This window comes from Arthrobacter sp. B10-11 (assembly GCF_033142195.1).
Classification (GTDB): Bacteria; Actinomycetota; Actinomycetes; order Actinomycetales; family Micrococcaceae; genus Arthrobacter; species Arthrobacter oryzae_C.
Genome location: NZ_JAWMTH010000001.1, coordinates 940,936 through 963,997 on the forward strand (window position 1 = coordinate 940,936; position 23,062 = coordinate 963,997).

The 23,062-nt window shown below is 66.5% G+C and carries 19 protein-coding genes; 7 read left to right on the forward strand and 12 right to left on the reverse strand.

Annotated elements, in window-relative coordinates; all coding sequences use genetic code 11:
* Nucleotides 1-2: 2 nt before the first annotated feature.
* From RW112_RS04445 to RW112_RS04470, 6 genes are all read right to left on the reverse strand, one after another.
* Nucleotides 3-992: a sugar ABC transporter permease gene (locus RW112_RS04445; protein WP_317780568.1), complete on the reverse strand. Its 990-nt coding sequence runs from the start codon at nt 990-992 to the stop codon at nt 3-5.
* On the reverse strand, nt 989-2,410 hold the full coding sequence (locus RW112_RS04450; RefSeq protein WP_317780569.1) for an extracellular solute-binding protein: 1,422 nt from the start codon (nt 2,408-2,410) through the stop codon (nt 989-991). Before RW112_RS04450 ends, RW112_RS04445 begins: the two co-directional genes overlap by 4 nt.
* Nucleotides 2,411-2,800: 390 nt before the next feature.
* Nucleotides 2,801-4,576, reverse strand: coding sequence for an arginine--tRNA ligase (argS, locus tag RW112_RS04455; protein ID WP_317780570.1), 1,776 nt, complete (start codon nt 4,574-4,576; stop codon nt 2,801-2,803).
* A 272-nt stretch (nt 4,577-4,848) separates the two neighbouring features.
* Nucleotides 4,849-6,933: a PhoX family phosphatase gene (locus tag RW112_RS04460; protein ID WP_317780571.1), complete on the reverse strand. Its 2,085-nt coding sequence runs from the start codon at nt 6,931-6,933 to the stop codon at nt 4,849-4,851.
* A gap of 139 nt (nt 6,934-7,072) precedes the next feature.
* The gene (locus RW112_RS04465; protein ID WP_317780572.1) at nt 7,073-8,098 is read right to left on the reverse strand and encodes an o-succinylbenzoate synthase; all 1,026 of its coding nucleotides are present in this window, start codon (nt 8,096-8,098) and stop codon (nt 7,073-7,075) included.
* A gap of 325 nt (nt 8,099-8,423) precedes the next feature.
* Entirely contained in the window at nt 8,424-9,068 is a 645-nt protein-coding gene (locus RW112_RS04470; RefSeq protein WP_317780573.1) for a hypothetical protein, read from the reverse strand.
* A gap of 441 nt (nt 9,069-9,509) precedes the next feature.
* On the opposite strand from RW112_RS04470, the gene RW112_RS04475 reads away from it, so the two are divergent.
* A complete protein-coding gene (locus tag RW112_RS04475; protein WP_317780574.1) occupies nt 9,510-10,430 on the forward strand; it encodes a phosphatase PAP2 family protein in 921 nt (306 codons plus the stop codon).
* A gap of 20 nt (nt 10,431-10,450) precedes the next feature.
* On the opposite strand, the gene RW112_RS04480 is transcribed toward RW112_RS04475, so the two are convergent.
* The gene (locus RW112_RS04480) at nt 10,451-11,245 is read right to left on the reverse strand and encodes a hypothetical protein (RefSeq protein WP_317780575.1); all 795 of its coding nucleotides are present in this window, start codon (nt 11,243-11,245) and stop codon (nt 10,451-10,453) included.
* 333 nt (nt 11,246-11,578) lie between these two features.
* On the opposite strand from RW112_RS04480, the gene RW112_RS04485 reads away from it, so the two are divergent.
* Nucleotides 11,579-12,796: an aminotransferase class I/II-fold pyridoxal phosphate-dependent enzyme gene (locus RW112_RS04485; RefSeq protein ID WP_317780576.1), complete on the forward strand. Its 1,218-nt coding sequence runs from the start codon at nt 11,579-11,581 to the stop codon at nt 12,794-12,796.
* A gap of 125 nt (nt 12,797-12,921) precedes the next feature.
* Nucleotides 12,922-13,524, forward strand: coding sequence for a carboxymuconolactone decarboxylase family protein (locus RW112_RS04490; protein WP_317780577.1), 603 nt, complete (start codon nt 12,922-12,924; stop codon nt 13,522-13,524).
* A gap of 211 nt (nt 13,525-13,735) precedes the next feature.
* Here RW112_RS04490 and RW112_RS04495 read toward each other — a convergent pair whose 3' ends face one another.
* The 5 genes from RW112_RS04495 to RW112_RS04515 form a co-directional block, all read right to left on the reverse strand.
* Nucleotides 13,736-14,761 (reverse strand): LacI family DNA-binding transcriptional regulator, encoded by a 1,026-nt coding sequence (locus tag RW112_RS04495; RefSeq protein WP_317780578.1) that lies wholly within the window; start codon nt 14,759-14,761, stop codon nt 13,736-13,738.
* A 1-nt stretch (nt 14,762) separates the two neighbouring features.
* Nucleotides 14,763-16,376, reverse strand: coding sequence for an alpha-amylase family glycosyl hydrolase (locus RW112_RS04500; RefSeq protein ID WP_317780579.1), 1,614 nt, complete (start codon nt 16,374-16,376; stop codon nt 14,763-14,765).
* 264 nt (nt 16,377-16,640) lie between these two features.
* Entirely contained in the window at nt 16,641-17,375 is a 735-nt protein-coding gene (locus RW112_RS04505) for a hypothetical protein (RefSeq protein WP_317780580.1), read from the reverse strand.
* 9 nt (nt 17,376-17,384) lie between these two features.
* Entirely contained in the window at nt 17,385-17,948 is a 564-nt protein-coding gene (locus RW112_RS04510) for a DUF1579 family protein (RefSeq protein ID WP_317780581.1), read from the reverse strand.
* Between the two features lie 32 nt (nt 17,949-17,980).
* Nucleotides 17,981-19,198 carry an MFS transporter gene (locus RW112_RS04515; RefSeq protein ID WP_317780582.1) on the reverse strand — a complete coding sequence of 406 codons (1,218 nt, stop codon included), beginning with the start codon at nt 19,196-19,198 and terminating at the stop codon, nt 17,981-17,983.
* Between the two features lie 101 nt (nt 19,199-19,299).
* On the opposite strand from RW112_RS04515, the gene RW112_RS04520 reads away from it, so the two are divergent.
* The 4 genes from RW112_RS04520 (at nt 19,300) to RW112_RS04535 (ending at nt 23,061) form a co-directional block, all read left to right on the forward strand.
* The gene (locus tag RW112_RS04520; RefSeq protein WP_305941959.1) at nt 19,300-19,635 is read left to right on the forward strand and encodes a hypothetical protein; all 336 of its coding nucleotides are present in this window, start codon (nt 19,300-19,302) and stop codon (nt 19,633-19,635) included.
* On the forward strand, nt 19,632-20,387 hold the full coding sequence (locus tag RW112_RS04525; RefSeq protein ID WP_317780583.1) for a GAF and ANTAR domain-containing protein: 756 nt from the start codon (nt 19,632-19,634) through the stop codon (nt 20,385-20,387). The genes RW112_RS04520 and RW112_RS04525 overlap by 4 nt, the downstream gene beginning before the upstream one ends.
* A 16-nt stretch (nt 20,388-20,403) precedes the next feature.
* Nucleotides 20,404-21,159 carry an SDR family oxidoreductase gene (locus RW112_RS04530; protein WP_317780584.1) on the forward strand — a complete coding sequence of 252 codons (756 nt, stop codon included), beginning with the start codon at nt 20,404-20,406 and terminating at the stop codon, nt 21,157-21,159.
* 204 nt (nt 21,160-21,363) lie between these two features.
* Nucleotides 21,364-23,061, forward strand: coding sequence for a multicopper oxidase family protein (locus tag RW112_RS04535; RefSeq protein ID WP_317780585.1), 1,698 nt, complete (start codon nt 21,364-21,366; stop codon nt 23,059-23,061).
* Nucleotide 23,062: the final 1 nt, after the last annotated feature.

Consider the following 23,062-nt stretch of genomic DNA (forward strand, 5'->3'; position numbering starts at 1 on the left):
CCTTACTGGTAGAAGACGAATCGTTTGCTGAGCCGGAATTGCGCGGCCGTGATGGCCATGATGATCAGGGTGAGCAGCACGCCGATGGCCGACGCCTGGCCGAACTCCAGCCGCTGGAACGCCGATTCGAAGATCACCATGACAGCGGTGCGGGTGGAGTCGCCGGGGCCGCCGCGGGTCAGCACATACGGCTGGTCGAACACCTGCAGGGCGCTGATGATGGCCATGACCGAGGCCACCAGCGTGGTGGGGCTGAGCAGGGGCAGCGTCACGTGCAGGTGCTTGCGCCAGCCGGTGGCGCCGTCGATCGATGCCGCTTCGTAGGTCTCCACGGGAATGGAAGCCAGGCCGCCGATGAACAGCAGGAACGAGAAGCCGAAGTTCTGCCACACGTACACAAGGATTACGACGGCGGCGGATCCGCCGGGCGTTGTCAGCCACGGCACCGCGGGGATGCCCACGAGGGACAGGAACCAGTTGACCACGCCGAACTGTTCGTTGAAGAGGTACCGCATGAAGATGGACACCGAGGCCGCGGACAGGATCAGCGGGAAGAAGAAGGCCGAACGGAAGAACACGCGCAGCCAGGCAGGCATCTTTTCCTGCACCATGATGGCCAGCGCCAGGGCGAGCCCCAACTGGAAGGCCACGGCCACCACCACGAACACGATGGTGTTCAGGAAGGAGACCCGGACGGTGGGATCCTGGACCACTTCGGCGAAGTTGTCGAAGCCCACGAAGGTGGGCGCCGAGATGATGTCCCAGCGGAAGAAGGCAAGGACCACGGACGCCACGATCGGGATCAGGGTGAACAGGCCCATGCCCAGGATGGTGGGGGCCAGAAAGATCCAGGCGAGCCAGCGCTGGCTGTGCCTGGCGGAAACAGCTGTGGCGGACCCGGCGGATCGGCCGGCACCCGGAGTGGCGGGTGCCTTTGCGGCCGGCCGGGCGGTCCGCTTCGGCCGCTCCCGGTGCGGACTGGTGGTGCTCATGACTGCCTCCTCAGGGCCAGTTCAAGGTCGCGCTGCATGGACGAGAGCGCCTGCTTCAGCTGGCGTTCGTCGCCGCTGACGGCGAGCGATACGTTCTTCATCAGGGCCGTTTCGACGGCGGCCTGCTGCGGTGGCGCCGGAATGGGGCCAGTGGTGGGGAACCGGTCCAGGGTGTCGTAAAAGACCTTCCAGTGGGCGGGTCCCTTGCCGGCGTAAAGCTGCTCGTTGACCATGGAGCGGCGGGCCGGCGTCGTAATCGGGTTGGGGAAGATCAGTTCCATGGCCTCGCGGCTGGAGCTGAACTTGATCCATTCCCAGGCGGCATCCTTGTCCTTGGCGGTCTTCATGATCGCGTAGCCGGCGGTGCCGAACTGGTGGCGCTGGGTCTTCCACCGCGGGAAGAACTGGACGTCGAAGTCGTTCGCGCCCATCCCCGCCTCGTGGAGGCCCTGCACCCAGTAGCCGCCGGCCGGCGTGGTTCCGATGCGGTTGGAAGCGAACAGTCCCACCAGGGAGCTGCCGCCGCCTTCCTCCGGGCGGACGCCGAGCCCGTCCTTGACCAGCCCGCGAAGGTAGTCGAAGGATTCGAACACGCGGTCGTCATTCGCGTTGGGCTCCAGCCACTGGTACCCGCCGGAGCGGAGGCTGCGGGAGGGATCATTGGCGTAGAAGCCGTCCCAGAGCCACTCCCCGCCCGTGGACCGGGTTTCCTTCAGGAAGCTGGTGTCGTTGGCGTAGAGCCAGGGCACCACGCCGCCGAAGAGCCGGTTGGTCCAGTAGTACGGCGTGAAGTCCGAGGTCCGGGCCTTCCGCATGGCGGCGAGGCTGTTGCGGAAGTCCACGTGGGTCCAGTCGTCCGCCGGGCGCTCCAGTCCGGCCTGCGCGAACGCGGTGGTGTTGTAGTACATGTTGGCGGCGTTCCAGTCCATGGGGAGCTGGTACAGGCTGCCCTTGTACATGAAGGCCTCGACGAGGCTGGGGTGCACGTCATCGAAGAACTCCCTCATGTCCGCGGCGTCGCGGCGAACGTACTCGTCAAGCGGGTGGGCGAGCTTTTCCGCGAAGAGTTGGGCGCCTTCGGTGGCCACGTAGACCACATCCGGCGGGGTGCCCGCTGCCACCATGGTGAGGATCTTGGTGAAGAAATCTTTCCAGTCGACGGCCTGGATGGCCTGGACCTTGACCTTGATCTCCGGGTGGAGGCGGGTGAAGGCGTCGATGGCGCGCTGGCGGGCGGCGGCGTCCGCGGCGGTGCCCATGATGGCGATGCTGAGGCTGTTGTCCCCGCGGCCCGGAATGTCCGTTCCGGAGAGCCGCGGCCACGACGCCACGGTTGCTCCGACGATTCCCGCGCCGAGGGCACCAAGGGCGGTACGGCGGGTGATTTCCCGCAGGTGCCCGTTTGTGGCTCCGGTCATGTCATTTTCCTTCCTAACACGTGTTAGGAACTGTAGATGAACGACCTAACACGTGTCAAGCATCACATCGCGCCGCCCCCAAATGCGACGCCCTCTCACTTCCTGCCGCCCATTTCCGGACGCCCTCTCACTCTCTGCCGCCCATTTCCGGACGTTCTCTCACTTCCTGCGCAGAAACGACAAACGCTCTCTCACCTCTTGCGGGCTGACCGTCAGGAAGTGAGAGAGCGTTGGGGGTAGAACCGTCGGAAAGTGAGAGAGCGTTGGGGGTAGAACCGTCGGAAAGTGAGAGAGCGTTGGGGGTAGAACCGTCGGAAAGTGAGAGAGCGTTCGGGGTAGAACCGTCGGAAAGTGAGAGAGCGTTCGGGGCCAGAGCGCAGGCCGAGGCGGCTACATGTTCTCCGGCGTCTCGATGCCCAGCAGGTCCAGGCCTTCGGAGAGCCTGTGGAGGACGAGTGCGCACAGCGCGAGCCGCGACTCGCGGACCGAATCGTCCGCTTTCAGCACCGGGCACTGGTCATAGAACGTCGTGAACAGCTGCGAGAGCTCGAACAGATACGCACACAGCCGGTGCGGCTCCAGCAGTTCCCCCACCCTGCGAAGGGTGGCGCCGTACTCCAGCAGGTGGAGCGCCAGGGCGCGCTCGGCAGGTTCGACGACGGCGATCCTCGCCACCGCCGTCGGCTCCCCCGCTGCAGCCAGCGCCACCGCCGTTGGGTCCGCCGCCGTCGGCACGGCCCCGCCGTCCCCGGCTTTGCGCAGGATGGAGCGGATCCGCGCGGCGGCGTACTGCACATACGGGCCGGTGTTGCCGCTGAGGGCCAGCATCCGATCGAAGTCGAATACATACTCGGTGTCGTGGCCCGTGGAGAGGTCGGCGTACTTCACGGCGCCGATGCCCACCTGCCGGGCGGTCACCGCGCGCTCCTCTTCCGAGAGCTCCGGGCGGCTCGCGTCCACCACGGCGCGGGCGCGGTCCACGGCCTCGTCCAGCAGCGCCATGAGCTTCACCGGAGTGCCCGAGCGCGACTTCAGGATCTTCCCGTCCTCGCCCAGCACGTTGCCGATCTGCACATGGGTCGCCTCCACCGCATCCGGCAGCCACCCGGCCTCGCGCGCGGATTCAAACACCATCCGCAGGTGGACGTTCTGCGGGGCGCCCACCACGTACAGGATCCGGTCGGCATGGAGTTCCCGGACCCGGTACCGGATGGTGGCAAGGTCGGTGGTGGCGTACCCGTAGCCGCCGTCGGATTTTCGGATGATCAGCGGCAGCGGCTCACCGTCCCGGCCCGTGAACCCTGCGGGGAACGTGCAGAGCGCACCCTCGCTAATCCGGGCCAGACCGCGCTCTTCCAGTTCCTGGCACAGCTGTGCTAAATGGGGATCGTAGGAACTCTCGCCGGCGATGTGCTCGTCCTCGAGGCTGACCCCCAACTTGGCGTAGATCGCGTTGAAGTAGCCCTTCGAGTGGTCCACGAGCCGCTGCCACACCTCCAGCGTCTCCTCGTGCGCCGACTGCAGCGACACCACGCGGAGGCGGGCGCGTGTCGCGAAACTCTCCGGCCCGGAATCAGACGCGTCGAACTTTGCCCGGGCCGCCTGGTAGAACGCGCTGGGATCCTCCACCAGCAGCGCGGCCTCAGGCGAATCCTCGCCGACCTCCAGCCAGTGCTCAATGAGCATGCCGAACGGCGTGCCCCAGTCCCCGATGTGGTTCTGCCGGATCACCGTGTGCCCCAGCGCCTCGAGGACACGCACCAGGCTGTCCCCCACCACGGTGGTGCGGAGGTGCCCAACGTGCATTTCCTTCGCGACGTTTGGGGAGGAATAGTCGACGACGACGCGACGGGCTTGCGTTTCCGGCCCGCCTTGCGGCTGAGAAGCCTGGACGTTGAGGAGTTCCTCGATCCAGGTGCCGTCGAACGTGAGGTTGATGAAACCGGGTCCGGAGATTTCGACGCCGGTGCAGAGTCCGTCGAGTTCCAGCGCCTCCACGATCCTGGCGGCGGCGTCGCGGGGCGGCAGGCCGACCTTTTTGGCGAGAGCCATGGCGGCGTTGATCTGGATGTCTGCGAACTGGGACGGCCGGACCACCGGATCGGTGTCACGGAACTCTTCGCCGAACGCTTGGGCAATGGCTGCCTGGACTCTGGGGACAACCATCTCGGCCGGATTATTCACAAACTCAAAATTATCAGTCCCGGCCCCTTCCGACGCTCTCTCACTTCCTGCACTTAAATCCGGGCCGCTCTCTCACCTCCTGCCGCCCAAAAAGAAACGCTCTCTCACCTCCCGGCCATGCGGCCGGAAAAGTGAGAGAGCGTCCCGAAAAAACCCACCAAAAGTGAGAGAGCGTTCCGAAAAGACCCACCAAAAGTGAGAGAGCGTCCCGGAAAAACCCACCAAAAGTGAGAGAGGGTCGGAACTAGCTGGAGCTAGGCGTCCGTGCGGAAGACCTGGACCACGGACGGGCGCGGGGCGCGCGCCTGGCCGCGTGCCGGCGTCGTGCCTGCCGGAACGTAGTCCGGGAAGAACGAGTTGGGCGCGTCGAACGTGCCGTCCTCACCCGGGTGCTGCACGGAGACGAAGACGGTGCGCTCGTCGTCGTGGATGATCGGTCCGCAGGTCTCGCCGTCGCGCGGCACGGCCAGGAACTGCTCCACCTTGCCGCGCTCGGCGCCGTCGAGGGTCACCTTGAACAGGCCGTCCGCGCGGCCGATGCCGGAGGGGGCGCCGTCGGTGGAGATCCAGAGGTTGCCCACGGAGTCGAACGCGAGGTTGTCCGGGCAGGAAATCGGGGAGACCTGGTCCACCGGGAAGCCGGAGAAGTAGGTGACGTCGCCCTGGGCCGGATCGCCGCAGACCATGAGCAGGTTCCAGGTGAACTTGGTGGAGGTCTGGTCCCCGGTTTCGGTGATTTCCACGATGTGGCCGTCGCGGTTGGCGTTGCGCGGGTTGATCTCGGTGGCGCCTTCCTTGCCCACCTTGCCGCGGTCCGAGTTGTTGGTGCAGGCCACGTAGACCTTGCCGGTGTGCAGGCTGGGCTGCACGTCCTCGCAGCGGTCCATCTTGGTGGGGCCAACCTTGTCCGCGGCGACGCGGGTGTACACGAGGACCTGTTCCACGGACATGCCGTCAACCTTCGAAACGCCGTTCTCAACCAGAGGCAGCCATTCGCCGGTGCCGTCGAACGCGCCGTCGGCCGGGACAGCGCCGGTGCCGGTGATCTCAGCCGCCGGCGAGTTGCCGGTGAACTTGGCCACGTAGAGGTTGCCGGCGGAGAGCAGCGTCATGTTGTGCTTGCGGTCCCCCTCGCGGTACTTGTCCTTGGAGACGAACTTGTACAGGTAGTCGAAGCGCTCGTCGTCGCCGGAGTAGGCCACCACATGGCCGGACTCGGCCACGATCACGTTGGCGCCCTCGTGCTTGAAGCGGCCCAGGGAGGAGTGCTTCTTCGGCGTGGAGGTGGGGTCGAACGGGTCAACTTCCACGATCCAGCCGAAGCGGTTGGCCTCGTTCTCGTAACCGAGGGTGTTGGTGTTGAAGCGGGGATCGTCGAGTTCCCACTGGCGGGCCGTCGGCTTGTTGGTCAGGCCGTAGCGCTTGTCGTACTCGGAGGTGCCCGGGGCGACGAAGTAGCCGTTGAAGTTCTCTTCGCCGGAGAGGATGGTGCCCCAGGGGGTGGTTCCGCCGGCGCAGTTGCCCAGGGTGCCCTTGATCCAGCGGCCCGCGTTGTCGTCCTTGGTCTTGACCAGCGAGGAGCCCGCGGCGGGACCGGTGAGTTCGTAGACCGTGCTGTTCAGGTAGCGGCGGTTGAGGCCGGCGCCCTTGACGTAGCTCCACGGCTTGTTCTTGTTCGTCCGCTCCAGCTCCACCACGGTGAGGCCGTGCGCGGCCTGGCCCACGGCGCGCACGTCGGCTGCCGGCATGGTGGCCGGGAACATGATCGCGTCGTTGGTGTACTCGTGGTTCGCGAACAGGACGGCGCGGCGGCCCTTGCTGCCGGGGATCTCCAGGATGTCGGAGTAGTCGTTGTTGTAACCGAACTGCTGCTCCTGGGCCTTGGCCGTCTGCTTGTTGATGTCGAAGTCCGGCGCCGTGTTGAAAATGGGGTCGCCCCAGCGGATGACCGGCTGCCAGGTGAACCCTGCGGGCACGGTCATTTTGTCCACGTCCGCGGCGATGGACGGGATCGCGGTGAACTGCAGCTTGGACTTGCCGAAGCCGTCCTTCGCTGCGGCGGCGAGGCCGGTTCCGCCGTCGGCCACTGCAGTTCCGGAAGACGTCACGGCACTGCCGAGTACGACGGCGAGCGCGCCGGCGGCGCCGAAGCCGAGGGCGGCGCGGCGGGACATGGTGGCAGAGGCGATGTCGCGGAAGTAGCTGTTGGAGCTTGTGTTGCAGACTTCGCCCGAGCAGGCGTTGTCGCACTTCAGCGCACAGGTGACGGGGCTGCGCTTGCCTTTGGAGTGGCCAAGCATGGGGAGCAGGGCAAACTTGCGTCCGGTCGTTTCAGACATGGGGGCCTTCCAGGGAATTCGATGCGGTCCCGCCCACCCTGCCAGCCGATACCAACCGGTAGCTGTCTGTCAGGTAAAGATCCGGTGAACAGCCGATCGACTGCTCCGTACGCGCTGTTTTCGGGCCTCAATAGGGCAGTTACGGAGCAGTCGATGGAGCGAGCCTGGCGTGGACGCGGCGGAGGCGGTCCAGCCACCAGTCCCGGCGGTCCGGAGCAGCGGCGTAGCGTTCCAGCAGCCCCGCGTCGGCGGCGGCGGCGCGGACCCGGATGGCGCCGTCGTCGGCTACGAGCGGATCCAGCGTGATGTCCGATTCAAACAGCGACACCGTTCCCAGCCCGCACGCATACGGCAGTTCCGGCAGGGAAGCCGCCAGTGCCAGTCCGGCGCGGATGCCCACCGAGGTGTCCAGCGCGGAGCTCACGACGGCGGGCAGCCCGGCCTGCGCCACGATGTCCAGGGCGCGCCGCACTCCCCCGAGCGGCGCCACCTTCACCACGATCAGGTCCGCCGCACCGGCCCGCGCCACCTTCAGGGGATCGGATTCCTTGCGCACGCTCTCGTCCGCGGCGATCAGCACCGGGGTGCCGGCTTCCCGCAGCCGGCGGCGCACTTCGGCCAGGCCGGCGATGTCCGGCACCGGCTGCTCGGCGTATTCAAGCCCGACGGCGGACAGCCGGGTCAGTGCCTCGACGGCCGCGGGCACGTCCCAGCCTCCGTTGGCGTCCACCCGGAGGGCGGCGTCCGGGAGGGCGCTGCGGACGGCGGCAACCCGGGCGGCGTCGTCGTCGAGTGTCTGGCCGCGTTCGGCCACTTTGACCTTGACGGCGTCCACCCGGCCGAAGCGTGCCAGGACCTCCGGGACACGGTCCGCGGCGACAGCGGGAACGGTGGCGTTGACCGGAATCACCGTACGGACGGGAGACGGAAACCCCTGCCAGCCGGACTCGACGGCGGAGGCGAGCCAGCGGGAGGCTTCGGCGTCGTCGTATTCGGGGAAGGGGCAGAATTCACCCCAGCCGAGCGGGCCGTCCAGCAAGAGGACCTCGCGCCGGGTGATGCCCCGGAACTTCACGCGCATGGGCAGGCTCACCACGTGCGCGTCCGCCAGCAACTGCTCCACGGAGGGAAGAAGAATGGGCGGGCGTGGTGCGTCGGCGGGCATGTTTTCACTCTACCGGCCACATCTGACACGGGAGTTTCGCGCAGTTCCCTGGTAGGGCCGACGGCGACTGGGGGCGAGCTTCACGTTTATGAGACTCGTCGCCGCCGGCCCAGCTCAAGGAGCCCCGGGCGCGCTTTTCCTGCAATGATCCGCAGGAAAAGCTGCGGGGCGGCCGGTCCGCAACCCGGCCGTTAGTAAAATCCTAGGGACCGCGCACCGGCGCCGCGTGAGTACCTGCTACTCGTTTTTGGCCCCGGAGCGTACTCAAGGAAGCGGCCACCACGCGCCGCAAACAGCGCATGATGGCCAGCTGGTTTCCGCCGGGCTACCGGTGCCCGTGGTCGTCATCCTTGGCGCGGTCGAGCATCTTGCAGATGTCCTTCGCGTGCCGGATGCTGTTGTGCGTGATCTCGCCGGAGACTACTTCCTTCTGGTCGGCGGCGGCGTAGACAACGTTGCCTGCCAGCCGTCCCTCCGTGAAGTAGAACGCCTTGGGCAGGCCCTCATCCTCGAAGGCCTTCTCCTCAGCCGCGCTCATGGCGAAGACCAGGCTGGGACCCCGTGCGGAAAGGTGGGCGCTCAGGCCGTCCTCGGCAAGCCGCATGGTGAACGGGCCGGAGACGTCCAGTTCGTCAATGGTGGCGTCGTCCGAGACGCGGGTCAGGTCAACCGTGGCGTCGCCCCGGAACTTGATCACCAGGGTTCCGTTGTCCTTCTTCTCGCCCTTGTACTTCACTTCCCGTTCGTCGCCCGCTTCCACCTTGATGGTGGTGCCGCAGGCCTCAAACTCGTACGGCTCGTAGTATTCGTCGGGAACGGAGACGTACTTCCCGTCCGTGTCCTCAGGGGGCCACGGCCCTGCGGCCCCTCCCCCGCCGTCGTTCCCGGCAAACGCGGGGGCCGAAACCCCGGTGAGCAATGCCACCGCCAAGGTGGCAGGCAGGCACAAAATCCTCATTGTTCGGTTCATGGCAGCACTCCTGAAATGTGGCAGGAGGGCACGCATTCGGACCTGTCCTGCCGATGTACAAACATCAAAATGCCCGCAGGGGGCGACGAGACCAGTTGTGATGCGGTGATATTGCGGCCGCTGTGTTCAGGCCGACAATACGATCAAGCTAGCGCCGCCGCTGCCGCAGTGTCAACGGTATTTTGCGGATGCCAATGCCCTGCGTGTCACCGTCCAGCGGCATTGGCATCCGCTACGGTCGCCGGCTTAGTGCTGGGTCGGCAGGCGGCCGCTAAGCACAGCTTAGAAAAAACGGCCGACGCCGGGCGCGAGTATTTGCTACCTGTTTTGGCACCGGATTCCCGCCAGTGTCGTCCCCCGGTACGGTGCCCTCCCGCCTGGCCTGCCGCCGGCTCCGCATGCCGGTTCAACAGACTGCTCCCAGCATTCTGTGGGACGCTGATGGTGATGAGTTCTCACCTTAAAGATTCCCGACGACGGCGGCCCGCCGGGCAGGTGCGTGGCGCAGCGGCGCTGGCTGCGTTGTGCTTCCTCGCGACCCTGGCCTGCGTGGCCGGCCTGGCCGCCACCTACTACTTCTTCGTGCGGACCACCACCGGGCAGTACATTGACGAATCGGCCCTGGTGGAAGCCGTGGCCATCCACGGCCCGGCCGGCAAGGCCGCCACCCGTTTCCTGGACTGGCTGCCCACCATCTCGCTGGTGGTGGCCGCCGTCGTCGTCCTCTTTGTCACGGTGATCCGGAAGCGCTGGCGGGCCGCAGGCATTGCCGTGGCCGCGTGCGTCGGCGCGAACATCGCCACGCAGGTCCTCAAGGCGCTGCTGCCGGAGCGGCCGTTCCGGGGCGTGGAAACCCTGGAGCTGAACTCGCTGCCCTCCGGCCACACCACGCTGGCTGCGTCCGCCGCGGCCGCAGTGTTCCTGATGGCCTCGCCGCGGTGGCGGCCGTTCGCGGGTTTCGCGGGCGGCAGCTTCGCCATCGTGTCCGGGATTTCCACCGTGGTGAACCAGTGGCACCGCCCGGCCGACGTGATCGCGGCGTTCCTGCTGGTGGGCGCCTTCGTCATCCCGGCCGGCTGGCTGATCATCCGCACCGGGAACACCTGGAACGTGTGGGACGGCTTCGGCGGGCACTGGGCGTCGTCGCGCTGGTGGCTGCGGCTGCCCGGACTGATCTGCCTGGTGTTCGCGGTGGCCGCCGCGTTCCTGCTCACCCGGTACGTGCCCGGCCAGGGCGGCAGCACCACGAGCTACTTCTGGGGCGGCATCTCACTGATTGTGGTGGCCGGGTATCTGGCAACAGTGGGAACCACCGCCTTGTTCGCGTTTGCCGCACGACGGCGGGCGGCCGGCCGCCGCTGACGGCGCACCGGCCGCCGGCTCTACTTCAGGAACGCGGCGTTGAAGGAGTTCAGATCCACCGGGACGCCGTTGAGGCTGTGCTCGAACTTCTGCTGGACGCCGATCCGCATGGTTCCGGGCGTGTTCCAGCCGCCGTACTGCACCGGGGCGGGGGCGAGGTAGTCGGCGGACCAGCTTGAGTAGTTCAGGTTGCTGGTGTTGGTGTCCCAGAGCGGGACGTCTGAGAAGGCGGTGCTGTTGTCCATCAGGTCCGGCCACATGCCGCTGCCGCTGTAGATGACCGGCCGCACACCCATGCTGCGGACGCCGTCCACCATGGCCCGGGTCACCGGCGGGCTGCCCGGCTCAACGTCCAGGGCGAAGAACTGCAGCTGCGCGGCGTAGGGGCCTGCGGCGTTGATGCCGCCCTGCCAGCAGGATGCGTCCCGCGTGTACACGGCGATCTTCAGGCCGGCGTCGAGCGCCATCTTGAGCTGGTCCTGCGTCCGGTACCAGGGATCACAAGTACCCCATGCGGTGGAGTGCATCACGTAAAGCCGGATCCCGGCGTCGTACGCTTTTTTGAACCAGGCGGGATCGGTGATCGCGGCGGTGGTGTCCACCACCTTGACCGAGGAACTGGTGGCGGGCGGGCGGACCTTCGCGGGCTGCATCTTCGCCTCCTGGACTGTCGTGGCCTGGAGCGCCGGCTGTACTTCCGCTGCCGGCTTGGCTGCGGGTGGTGCTGCGGCGGGCGGTGCTGCGGCGGGCGCAGTGCCGAGGCCCAGCAGGAGGGGCAGTGCGGCCAGGGCGGCAACAAGGTTGATCTGAAGCAAACGATACTCCTGGGTCTGGCCGGCCCCTTGGGATCGGGGCGGCATGGCGCAGCAAAAAGCCGCGTTCGGGCGATATGCGCAGTTGATCGAGCCCAGTTCCCGGTCAACCGATGGGACCTCACACAAGTAGTGCAGGACTCCGTCCCCTACCTTACGGGTGTTGCAGCAGGTAGCGAAAAACACGAAAACGAGTGTTGACCTTCCGCTTCACTAGCCATGGCAAGCCGATTCCCATTTACATTGCAGCGGTCCAGGGCCAGAATAAATCGCACCACAGCCTCCACTGGCTCAGCAGCGAGCTGACTTCCATGCTGCTTCAAAGGGGTTGCTTTCATGGCCGGCATCTACGAGTCCAAGCTCTCCAGCCGGGTGGATTTCCCGGCGCGGGCCAGGGCGGTTGCTTCCATTCCCTCGTTGTTGAGGGTGCAGGGATTCCTGAGCGCGCATGCCCGCCGCCAGCACGATCCCGGCATCTGCGACTTCACGCTCGGCAACCCGCATCAAATGCCGCAGGAGGCCTATGTTGCGGCGCTCCGGGAGCAGCTGGAACCCCGGAATGAAAGCTGGTTCGCGTACAAGACGAACGGGGCCGAAGCGCAGGTTGCCGCGGCCCAGTCACTGCGGCGCCTCTTGGAGATGCCGTTCGAGCCGGAGGACATCCTGCTCACCACCGGCGGTTTCACGGCGATCGCCATGGCGATGAAGGCCGTGGCCGATCCGGGCGACGAGGTGATTTACAGCCTGCCGCCGTGGTTCCTGTACGAGCCGATCATCACCGAAGCAGGGCTGGTCCCGGTCAAAGTGCGCATCAACCCCGAGTCGTTCGATCTGGATCTGATGGCCATTGCCTCCGCCATCACGCCGCGGACCAGGGTGGTGATCGTCAACAGCCCCAACAACCCCACGGGCCGGATCTACCCCGAGACACTGCTGGTGAAGCTGGCCGCGATGCTGGAACTCGCCTCGGAACGGAACGGCCGCCGGATCTACCTTCTGTCCGATGAGGCCTACAACCGGATTGTGTACGACGGCGCCCGCTTCCACAGCCCGGCCGAATACTATCCGTACACGCTGCTGGCCTACTCCTACGGCAAAACCCACCTGGCCCCCGGGCAGCGTGTGGGCTACCTGGCGTTGCCGCCCACCATGCCGGACCGCGATGCCCTGCGGGAAATCGGCAGCGCGCTGCAGGTTGCCATGGGCTGGATCTACCCCAACGCCCTGCTCCAGTACGCCTTGCCCGCGCTGGAAACATTCACCATCGACGTCGGGCAGCTGCAGCGCAAGCGGGACCGGCTGTACGACGAGCTGACCGGGATGGGCTACAGGTTGCACCGGCCGGAGGGCTCGTTCTACCTCTTCGTGCACTCGCCCGCGGCCGACGACGAAGCGTTCACCGAGTCCCTGGCCACCCGCAATGTGTACGTGCTGCCAGGCGTCCTGTTCGAGACCCCGGGGTTCTTCCGGATCTCGCTGACCGCCAACGAGGAAATGGTGGAGCGCAGCCTTCCCGCGTTCGCCGAGGCGATCCGACTCGCGGGGGTTGGTTGAACACGCCGGGTAATGTGTTGACTCGCCGCGGGCCGCGGAGGAATATCGCATTTGTCCGCACCGGCGCTGTCAGGGCTCCCGCCGCCGTGCAGCGCGGGTGGTCCCAGCCGGAAGAAGGATCCCCCATGTCCATATTCGCCACCACTCCCGAAGGCCAGGCGTTCGGCCTGAAGGCGAAGATTTACGACGACGACCTCCGGTCCCGCGGTTATGTCGCCAAGTTCACCAAGGAGCTGGCGGTGAACCCGGAGGCGTACGCGGCGTTCCAATCGCTCATCAGCGCCATCACCCAGAACATGGATCTGCGCCGCTACGAGTTGGTCACCCTTGCGGCCGCCCAGGCGCTTGGCTCCGCCCACTGCAGGCTGGCCCACGGCGTGAAGGCCCTCCGCGCCATCGAGGAGGAAGAACTGGTCCTCATCGCCCGGGACTATCACAACGCGGGACTGTCACCGGCGGAGGTGGCCATGATGGAGTACGCCGAAAAGGTCAGCACCGACGCCGTGGCAATGACGGACGCGGACACCCTGGACCTGCGGGACCACGGCTTCACCGACCGGGAAATCCTGGACATCACGCTCGCCGCAGGAGCCAGGAATTACCTGAGCCGCGTGCTGCATGCCATCGCCGCAGAAGTCGACGTCCCCACCAAACTCTCCCCGCAGCTCCGCAGCGCGCTGCTGGCGCCCCTATCCCAGTACGGCGCCACGGCGAAGCCCCGCCACTGAGACGCCTGACCGCCCGGCCAAACCCTCTCTCACTCCCTGCGCCGAAAGACCAAACCATCTCTCACTTCTTTAGGAGAAGTGAGAGATGGTTTGAGGAAAACACGCAGTGAGTGAGAGAGCGTCACCGTACCGGGCTATGCCGGGCCGCCGACGTCGCCCGCTACGAACGGGCAATGCCGGGGCGGCGGCGGCCCGGCGGCGTCGTCGAGCCCTAGCCGCGGTGGCGCCTAGTGGTGGTGCGCTCGGCCAGCACGGTGGGCAGGAGGTGGTTGGCGGGACTGCCGGCCTCGTCGGGCTTCTGCAGCCGTTCCAGAAGCAGGGTGGCTGCGAAAGCTGCTTCGTCCGCGACAGGTTGGCCGATGGTGGTCAGGCCAAGGACCCAGCTCATCGGATGATCATCGATGCCGATCAGGGAGATGTCCTCCGGGCAGGAGAGCCCGTGTTCCTTGAGTGCCATAAGCGCGCCGAAGGCTACTTCGTCGCAGCCGGCGAAGACGGCGGTGGGAAGGTTCCCCCGGTGCCGGATCAGTTCGGACATGGCCTGCCGTCCGCCTTCGACGGTGTAGCCGGCTTCGACCACCCAATCCGGGTGCGGCACGGCGTCATGTTCGGCGAGGGCCAGCTCGAAGCCTTGCCTGCGCTCGTCCGTGGCCCGGGTCTTGCCGTTGCCGGTCTGAGTGCCGGCCAAAAAGGCGATATCCCAGTGTCCCAATGCCAGTAGCTTGTTGGTCGCTTCTTGGGCAGCGGCCACGTTGTCGATACCCACGTTGTCCCAAGGGACGTCGTGCATGCCGACGCTCGCCACCTCCAGCCCGCTGGCGGAAAGCGCGGCGGTCTGGTGCGGGGTGAGGTCGACGTCGATCATCAACAGGCCGTCCACCTTCTGGGCAAGGTCCGCCGGGTCATCAAAAATCCGGGACTGGACTTCCTCCTGACCGCGCAGACTGACGAGCATCGGGTCCAGTCCGCCGTCGGCAATAATCTCCTCCGCTGCCTCCGCGGCCTGGGAGAAGTACCAGGTTGTGGCCGTGGGAACCACGATCGCCACAGCGCCGGTCCTGCCTCCCCTCAGCCTTGAAGCCGCGGCCGAGGGCCGGTAGCCGAGCTTCTCCGCTGCGTCCTCCACCTTGGCCTGTGCCACCGGAGAAACTTTAGGCAGTCCCCTGAGCGCCCTGGACACCGTACAGATGGACAGCCCCGAAAGGGTCGCGACGTCCTTGATCGTCGCTCGCTTCACCTCAGCCAACTTCAAAGATGCCGCAGCCGAAGCCCCCGGCGCGGACCCCGCCGTCGTCGACCGTCACGCCGGTGCCATAAAGGTGCCGGGCGGTCGAACCCCCGGGCAGATCCACTGCCGCCCGGGTGGCGCGCCGCAGCGGGTTGACCACAACCAGGTGTGTCCCGTTCTTGAGGTAAACGAGCGGATAACCGACCGAAAGAAGTTGCGTGGACGTCCTGGTTCCCAGCGCCGGTGTTGATTTGCGGAGCCGGACCAGGCCCCGGACAAAGTGCAGGAGCGACTCTGGATCGTCCATCTGCGCCGCCACAGTGGGCCGTTCGGCGTCGGGATCCTGCGGGAGGTACAGCTCCCCGGCCGGTGCGGTGGAGAACCCGGCGTTGGGAAGGGACGCATCCCATTGCATCGGCGTCCGGCACCCTGCGCGGTTGTATTTCGGAGTCCAGATGCTGCCTTCCTTTTCGGGGGCATCCTCCAGGTAGCGCATGCCGATCTCGTCGCCGAAGTAGATCGACGGAATGGACCCCCAGGTCAGCAGAAAGGTGAAGGCCGCCGGAAGTTGTTCCCGCGTCCGGTTTCCGCAGACCAGCCGGGAAAAGTCGTGGTCTGCCGAGGGCAACACCACCAGGCGGTCTGCCCCGTTGGTATCAAGGTGGTGATTCCACAGGCCGAGGAACGTCTCCAAAGCCCGGGTGCCCTCGTCGACGTCAGCGTCCGCATCGAAATAGCAGGGCTCAACGCTCTCCTGCCACGGCAGGATGCCCGCGCCGCCGTTGTTGAAGAGGGCGCTGTGCTCGTCGTGGATGACCAGCGAGAAGTCCGCATCGAAGGTGCCGCGCACGCCGGCGTCCACCGTCCGGAGCTCATCGCTCTCCGGGAGCAAGACGGCATCCGGGTAGGAGCCGCGCATCCACTCCCCCAGCTCCCGCCACAGGGCAGTGGTCTCCACGAGGCCGGGGTCGTCCTTCACCAGCGAGAATGCCATGTCCACGCGGAAACCGGCCACGCCCAGGCCCAGCCAGTAGTCAATGATCTCCCGCAGCGCGGCGCGGTTCTGCACGGGTCCGGATGCGTCCGGCAGTTGCCGCCACGGTTCTTCCGGAGAGAGCCGTGCGTAGCCGAAATTCAGTGCCGGCTGTTCCGGGAAGAAGTTTTTCAGGTACCAGCCCGGGCGGCTTCCCGGCGAGGCGACAAAGGCGTCAGCGGCGCGGTCGGACCAGATGTAGCGGTGGTCGGACTCGTCGTTCATGCAGGCGCGGAACCACGGGTGGTCCACGGACGTGTGGCCTGCCACCAGGTCAAGCAGGACCCGGATTCCGCGCGCTTTCGCTTCCCGGATGAGGGCGGCCATCTCCTCGTTGGTTCCGTACCGAGGGGCGATGGTGAGGTAGTCCGACACGTCGTAGCCCGCATCCCGGAAAGGCGAAGCGAAGCAGGGGTTGAACCAGATGACGTCCACCCCGAGCCACTCCAGATAGTCCAGGTGCTGCCGAACGCCCGCCAGATCGCCGATGCCGTCCCCGTTGGAGTCAGCGAACGACTGCGGATAGATCTCGTAAATGACTCCATCCGCCAACCACTGGGGGCAGCCAATGCCCTGCACCTGCTCGTCCATCCGTGTCCACGCTCCTGACTGGTTCACCGCGTCTTGTCCAACGCAAATATAAACGTTTAACCCCGCTGGTGTAAACGATTACAGCACGAGTGACACCCGCCAAGAACGCCGCGAGCAGTGAGAGAGCGTTCGAGAAAACCCGACGGGAAGTGAGAGAGCGTCCCAAAGAACCCGGCGGGAAGTGAGAGAGCGTCCCAAAAAACCCGGCAGGAAGTGAGAGAGCGTCAGGGGCAGGAAGGGGCAGGAAGGGGCAGGGGTGAGGATTCAGTCGTGGGTGACCGGGAGTACGTGGTGCGCGGCGGGGTCGAACGCGTCGAACCTGGACGAGCCCATCATGAAGATCCCGCGCTGGGGAATCCAGAAGTCGCCCAGCCGGGTCTGCACCGGGAGTGATCCCAGGGTGCCCAGGTCCTCGCCCCGCAGCGTGGCGGTGCTGCCCGAGATGAACCACATCCGCTTCGGATTGGCCCGGAAGCCCTGCCCGTTGGGAACCCGGCCGGTCAGCCCGATCCGTCCGGCCTGCAGCGTCGGCCCGGCCACCGCGCCCATGATCCGCAGGAACGCCGCACTCCCCCACAGCTTCGCCGGCAGCGCGGAGGCGAGCGCGGACATCGCTTTGGTGACCGGAGTGGCGGCGAGGCTGACCTCCCAGTGAAGGCCGACGTCGTCCGCTATGTCCACCGTGAAACGGTGGTCATCAAGCCAGGCGATGTCGATCCGGTGGACGGACGCGGACTCCAATGCGCTGCTGAAGTAGCGCGGGCAGGACACCTCCGCGGACACATCGGTGTACATGGTCCACGAACCTGACGGGCGCCGCATCCAGACGGCGGTATAGCCCGGCCCCAGGGACGTGACGGGAAACCGGCGCAGCGCCAGCAAGTAGCCTGAGCTGAACGGCTGGCCCATGACGCCGTAGCCGGTGAACCTTTCGTCCTCCCCGGCCGGGAGCGTGGATTCGCGTTCCGCGGCGGAGATGAGTGCCCTGATCGACTCCATGGCGCGCTCCTAGGCCTGCCGGCGGTACGTGGCTTCGACCACCTGGTACGGGTCGTACCCCGGAACCAGGTTGTGCATGGTGATGCGTCCGCCGTTGCCGTCGCCGGGCTCGATGTGGATCTGCCACCCCCAGTCGGGGCCCTCCGGGGCGGGATACGTGCAGGCCAGCCGGACCACGCGGTCGTCGTCGACTGCCCCGGTGAGGGTCAGCCACTGCGGCGACGCGTGGAAGGAGTCCACCCACACCGCCGTCACGCCGGTTCCGGCGCCGGTTCCGGAAGAAGCGTCCGACGGCGGCGCCTCGCCCTCCGCTGCCGGCCCACCCTCCCCCGGGCCACCCTCCCCCGGGCCGGACCCCGGGCCGGACCCCGGGCCGGACCCCAGAAGCAGCAGGCCGTTCTGCGGCTGGCCCTCATGCGCCCAGGTGTACTCGATGGTCACGTAGTCCTTGGCCGTCACCGCCACCACCGCGGCCGACACGGATTCCTGGTACTCGTCCGTGGGCATGAACCGCATCCGGTTGTGGCCCTGCCAGCTTCCGGTGAACGGCGAGAGGCTCTCAACAATTGTCATACGGGCAGTCTGTCCCGGATCCGCCTGCTCCGCTAGTAGTTCCGGCGGTGCTTGAGCCGTGGAATGGTGATGGCAAAAACGACGGCGGCGGCGAACCCCAGCACGCCGGTGGCCCACACGCCTGCCCCCAGAGAGACGGCGGCCGTGACGCCGGAGAGCAGCACCGGCCCGCCGGTTGAGCCGGCGTCGGCCATGAACCGCCAGAGGCCCAGGAATTGTCCGCGCCCGCGGTCCGGGGAGAAGTCGGCCCCGAGGGTCATGACCAGCCCGGAACTGATGCCGTTGCCGAAGCCGATCAGCAGGGCTGCGAGCAGCAGTCCCGTGAAGCTGCCGGTGAGCGGGATGAGCAGCAGGGCGGTGCCCATGATGAGGGTCGACGGAATGGCCACCCACTGGCGGCCCTTGCGGTCCATGAGTTTGCCGGCCGGATAGAACACCAGCATGTCGATCGCTCCGGAGAGGCCGTAGACCAGCGAGGCCTGGGTGGCATCCATGCCCAGATGGTCGGCCCACAGCGGGATGACCACCTGTCGGGAGGACCGGAGGGCACTCAGCAGCAGGATGCCCAGGCCCAGGCTCAGGAACACACCGGCATGGGAGACGGCCACGGTGCGGAGCGTGGGCTGCGGGCCGGGGTTGCTGCTGCTTCCGTCACCGTCCGCCTGCAGGTCCGGGATGGTGACGGACAGCAGCGCGGCTGCCACCATGGCCACCACGCCCACCCAGTACGCACCGCCGATGCCGAAGAACTGCATGACCGCCGCCCCCACGAACGGGCCAATGAACACGCCGATCCGGTTGGTTCCACCCAGCGTGGAGAGCGCACGTGCCCTGAACTGCACGGGGACGGCTTCCGTCAGGTACTTCTGGCGGGCCAGGCCGAACACGCTGGCAGCCATTCCGACGACGGTCATCGCCACGGCGAGCAGCCACAGTCCGTCGGGGATCAGGGAGGACAGGCCGGCGGCCGCGAGCGCCAGTGCCCCGGCAGCAGCGGCGCCCACGATGGACCAGCGTTCACCAAACTTCAGGGTCACCAGGGAGGCCGGCAGGTTGAAGAACCAGGAGCCCAGGCCGATCAGGGTCACGATCAGGGCGGCCACGGCAACGGACGCACCCAGGTCCCGGGCGGAGAGCGCCACCACCGGAAGAACCGCCCCCTGGCCGATGCTGAAGAGCAGCGTGGGCCCGAACGCCGCCACTGCAATGCTGCGAAGGCTGAAGTTCTGCGGGTCGTCTGGGGAAGTCATCAGATTTATCCTATGGCCCGGTCACAAAAGGCCCTGCGGGGACTAGCGTTTGCTGTGTGGGGTACTTACACGCGTGCCCGAAATAAGAGGAGGCTCGTCCCATGGGTGAAGTGTGGATTCGCACGGCCAACAACAGCCTGGTCCGCGCAAGCATGGTCACCGAGATCGCGTCCACCCGGGGGTCCCTTCATGAGGACCAGGGCTACGCGCTCAAGGTCATCCTGGACGGCAGGGCCCATGTACTGATTGACGACGGCGATCTTCCGGGCTCGCTGAGCGAACGGCTCGAGTATGCCCGGAACCTTGAGGACGCCCTGCTGCTTGCCCTGGACGAGGCCGGACAGTTGGAGGCGTCCGCGATTGTGGAGCACGATCCGGCGCGGGACCGGTGGCAGGTGGTTGCCGGTGCGGACCTGGGCGCCGCCGTGCACACATGAGCTCCAAGGCTGCCGGAACGCGGGAAACTGCCGACCAGCCACAGGCTGGGCACACGGCGGCGGTCAGTGCAGGACTGGCGGGCCGGCTCAGCGATCTTGCCCGGGAGATGCAGCACGAACAGGACACCGAAGCGATCCTGACCGTCATTGTCCATGCCGCCCTGGAACTGATCCCGCATGCCGCCGAGGCCTCCATCAGCCTGGTGACCGGCCGCCGCACGGTCCAGTCCCGGGCTGCGTCCGGCGAGCTGCCCCGGACGGTGGACGCGCTGCAGAGTGAAAAAGGCCAAGGTCCCTGCCTCGACGCGGCCTATGACGCCCGCGTGGTGCGGGTTCCTGACATGGGCAAAGAGGAACGATGGCCGGATTTCGCGCAGGCGGCCTACGATGCGGGCGCCCGCAGCATGCTCTCCATCCAGCTTTTCGTGGAGGGGGACAAACTGGGTGCCCTGAACCTTATTGGCGGAGACGCGAACGTCTTCGACGAGGAATCGGAGCAGATCGCGCTCCTGGTGGCCGCCCACGCCGCCATCGCCTTCTCAGACGCCCAGGAAATCGCGCAACTCACGCAGGCCCTGGACACCAGGGACCTGATCGGCCAGGCCAAAGGGATCCTGATGGAAAGATTCAAGATCACCTCACAACAGGCCTTCCTGGTCCTGACCAAGGCGAGCTCCGATTCGAACATCAAGCTCAGGGACGTCGCCCAGCACCTGGCCAGCAGCGGGGAAATCCCGACGCGCCGGAGATGAGCCAAGGAGGCACGCCATGAACATCGCCGTTGCCGGCGGAACCGGAACCGTCGGCCGCCATGTGGTCAGCATTGCCAGGAGCCGGGGCCATCAGGTGGTGAGCCTGAGCCGCGCGGACGGCGTGGACCTGGTCAGCGGCCGCGGCCTCGATGAGGCACTCCGGGGTGTGGACACGGTGATTGACGTTTCCGGCCCCCGGGCGGTGTCCACCAAGAAGGCCGTGGACTTCTTCACGAACAGCACCCAGAACCTGCTTGCTGCGGAGAAGAAGGCCGGCGTGCGGCACCACGTTGCACTTTCCATTGTGGGCATCGACAACGCGACGTCGGGGCTGTACGCGGGGAAGCTGGTGCAGGAGGATGCGGTCCGCCACGGCGACGTGCCCTGGACGCTCCTGAGGTCCACGCAGTTCCACGAGTTCGTGCCGATGACCGTGAGCGTCGCTTCGCTGGGCCCGCTGGTGCTCGTTCCGCAGATGCGCACCCAGCCGGTGGCGGCCCGGGAGGTTGCGGAGGCGCTGGTGGACGCGGCAGAAGCCGGGCCGCGGGGGCGCGTGGCAGACCTCGGCGGCCCCCGGGCGGAAGAGCTGGCCGCCCTGGTCCGCGCCTACCTGCAGAAGACCGGCCGGCGGAAGCGGGCCGTGAAACTCTTCGTCCCGGGGTCCATGGGAAAAGCCATGCGCAACGGTGACCTGATCCCCAAGCCGGGTGCCGCCGTCGGACGCCAGACGTTCCAGGAGTGGCTGGCGACGCAACCTTCCTCCCCCGAGTAGGCCTCCCCCGTGGCCGCCGGCGCGGCCCCCTCCAGCCTTTTTACAAGTTGCGCGGTGCATCATCTGAGCAGGATTGAGCAAGCCATGACCTGACGCTGAAAGGGAGGAAAAGGCTGACAGGCCTCAGGACGGCTTGATCTCCGGCATTGGGTGCCCGCGCGGTGATCCGCGACGGCATGCATCACTCACCACTGAGGAGAGGTCATGACAACTCGCAGGGAAGTTCTGAAGCTTGGCGGAGCGCTAGGGGCGTTCAGCCTCGTGGGGATGAAGGAGGCCCCGCTCACCGTTCCTCCTCCCATCACGCCGCCCATCACGACAAGCCCGCTGGCACCGCAAAACATGCCGGTTCCGTACACCGCTGCCTTCCGGCGGCCGCCCGTGCTGGAACCGTTCGAAACCGGATTCGACGACGGCGACCGCAGCCGCCCGTACGCCAAGTACGCGCTGACGCAGAAGCTCGGCCAGGCGCAGATCCTGCCCGGGCTCACCACCACGCTCGCGGGGTACAACGGGATTTTCCCCGGCCCCACCATCCGGGCCGTTCAGGGGACCCGGACCGAGGTGCGGATCCGCAATGACTTCCCGGAGCTGGGGCTGCTGCATCCCCTGGCCTTCCAAACCGTCACCCATCTCCATGGTTCGGCGTCGCTGCCGCAGTACGACGGGTACGCCAATGACACCACCCCGCCCGGATACGTCAAGAACTACCACTACCCCAACTGGCAGACCGGGCGGACGCTCTGGTATCACGACCACAAGCACCACGTGACCGCCCAGAACGTGTACTCAGGACTGGCCGGCTTCTACCCCCTGTCCGATGAGTTCGAGCGTGACCAGCTGCCGCAGGGTGAGTTCGATGTGCCGCTCATGATCTCGGATGCCCTGTTCAATGCCGACGGCTCGTTCGGCTACAACGACAACGACCACGATGGCCTGTGGGGCGACATCATCATGGTCAACGGCGTGCCGTGGCCCACCATGAAGGTGAAGCCGCGCATCTACCGTTTCCGGGTCCTGGTGGCCTCCATTACCCGTTCCTACCGTCCCGCGCTCTCCACGGGAGAGCCGGTGTACATCGTCGGCACGGACGCCGGCATGGTGCCGAAGGTCCAGGCGGTCCAGTCTTGGAGGCAGGGAACTGCCGAGCGCTACGAGATCCTCATCGACTTCCGGAGGTACAAGGCGGGGCAGAAGATCCAGCTGAAGAACCTGAGCAACAAGAACAACGAGGATTTTGCCAACACGGACAAAATCATGCAGTTCGAGGTTGTGCGCAACTCCGGCTCGGGAAAAGGCACCATCTCCTCGATTCCCAAGACGCTCGACGACGGCGGTTCGCCGAATGCGGCCCGCGGCGGGATCCCCACCATGAGCCTGACGCCGGACATGGTGGTGGCCAAGCGGGAGCTGCGGGTGGAACGGGATAACGGCGAATGGGTGATCAGCGGCGTCACCTGGGCGGACGTGGAGAACTCAGGGTTTACGAAACTGCTGGGCAACCCGCAGCCCTTCGACGTGGAGGAATGGACCATCACCAACGGATCCGGCGGCTGGTTCCATCCGGTCCACATCCATCTGGTTGATGCCAAGATCATCGGCCGCAATACCAACGGCGGGCAGCCGTTCGCCTGGGAGACGGGCCCCAAGGACGTCTTCTATGCCGGGGAGAACGAGTCCATCACCCTGCTCACCCAGTTCGACACGGGAGCCCACACGGGCGGCCGCTACATGGTGCACTGCCACAACCTGGTGCACGAGGACCACGACATGATGGTGCAGTTCTCGGTGGGCGACCTCAACAACAACGACCCGATCACCTCGGACCCGTCCGTTCCGGACACCCTGCCCGCGAACGCCTTCATCCCGAAATACCAGCCGGGCTACCCGGCGGGCACCTGAG

What these genes read in the sequence shown, in the direction of transcription:
- RW112_RS04460 (WP_317780571.1), bottom strand. Translation starts at nt 6,933, where the DNA reads ATGTCTGAAACGACCGGACGCAAGTTTGCCCTGCTCCCCATGCTTGGC.
- RW112_RS04470 (WP_317780573.1), bottom strand. Translation starts at nt 9,068, where the DNA reads ATGAACCGAACAATGAGGATTTTGTGCCTGCCTGCCACCTTGGCGGTG.
- RW112_RS04490 (WP_317780577.1), top strand. Translation starts at nt 12,922, where the DNA reads ATGTCCATATTCGCCACCACTCCCGAAGGCCAGGCGTTCGGCCTGAAG.
- RW112_RS04530 (WP_317780584.1), top strand. Translation starts at nt 20,404, where the DNA reads ATGAACATCGCCGTTGCCGGCGGAACCGGAACCGTCGGCCGCCATGTG.
- RW112_RS04525 (WP_317780583.1), top strand. Translation starts at nt 19,632, where the DNA reads ATGAGCTCCAAGGCTGCCGGAACGCGGGAAACTGCCGACCAGCCACAG.
- RW112_RS04475 (WP_317780574.1), top strand. Translation starts at nt 9,510, where the DNA reads ATGGTGATGAGTTCTCACCTTAAAGATTCCCGACGACGGCGGCCCGCC.
- RW112_RS04510 (WP_317780581.1), bottom strand. Translation starts at nt 17,948, where the DNA reads ATGACAATTGTTGAGAGCCTCTCGCCGTTCACCGGAAGCTGGCAGGGC.
- RW112_RS04505 (WP_317780580.1), bottom strand. Translation starts at nt 17,375, where the DNA reads ATGGAGTCGATCAGGGCACTCATCTCCGCCGCGGAACGCGAATCCACG.
- RW112_RS04500 (WP_317780579.1), bottom strand. Translation starts at nt 16,376, where the DNA reads ATGGACGAGCAGGTGCAGGGCATTGGCTGCCCCCAGTGGTTGGCGGAT.
- RW112_RS04485 (WP_317780576.1), top strand. Translation starts at nt 11,579, where the DNA reads ATGGCCGGCATCTACGAGTCCAAGCTCTCCAGCCGGGTGGATTTCCCG.
- RW112_RS04450 (WP_317780569.1), bottom strand. Translation starts at nt 2,410, where the DNA reads ATGACCGGAGCCACAAACGGGCACCTGCGGGAAATCACCCGCCGTACC.
- RW112_RS04535 (WP_317780585.1), top strand. Translation starts at nt 21,364, where the DNA reads ATGACAACTCGCAGGGAAGTTCTGAAGCTTGGCGGAGCGCTAGGGGCG.
- RW112_RS04515 (WP_317780582.1), bottom strand. Translation starts at nt 19,198, where the DNA reads ATGACTTCCCCAGACGACCCGCAGAACTTCAGCCTTCGCAGCATTGCA.
- RW112_RS04520 (WP_305941959.1), top strand. Translation starts at nt 19,300, where the DNA reads ATGGGTGAAGTGTGGATTCGCACGGCCAACAACAGCCTGGTCCGCGCA.
- argS (WP_317780570.1), bottom strand. Translation starts at nt 4,576, where the DNA reads ATGGTTGTCCCCAGAGTCCAGGCAGCCATTGCCCAAGCGTTCGGCGAA.
- RW112_RS04445 (WP_317780568.1), bottom strand. Translation starts at nt 992, where the DNA reads ATGAGCACCACCAGTCCGCACCGGGAGCGGCCGAAGCGGACCGCCCGG.
- RW112_RS04465 (WP_317780572.1), bottom strand. Translation starts at nt 8,098, where the DNA reads ATGCCCGCCGACGCACCACGCCCGCCCATTCTTCTTCCCTCCGTGGAG.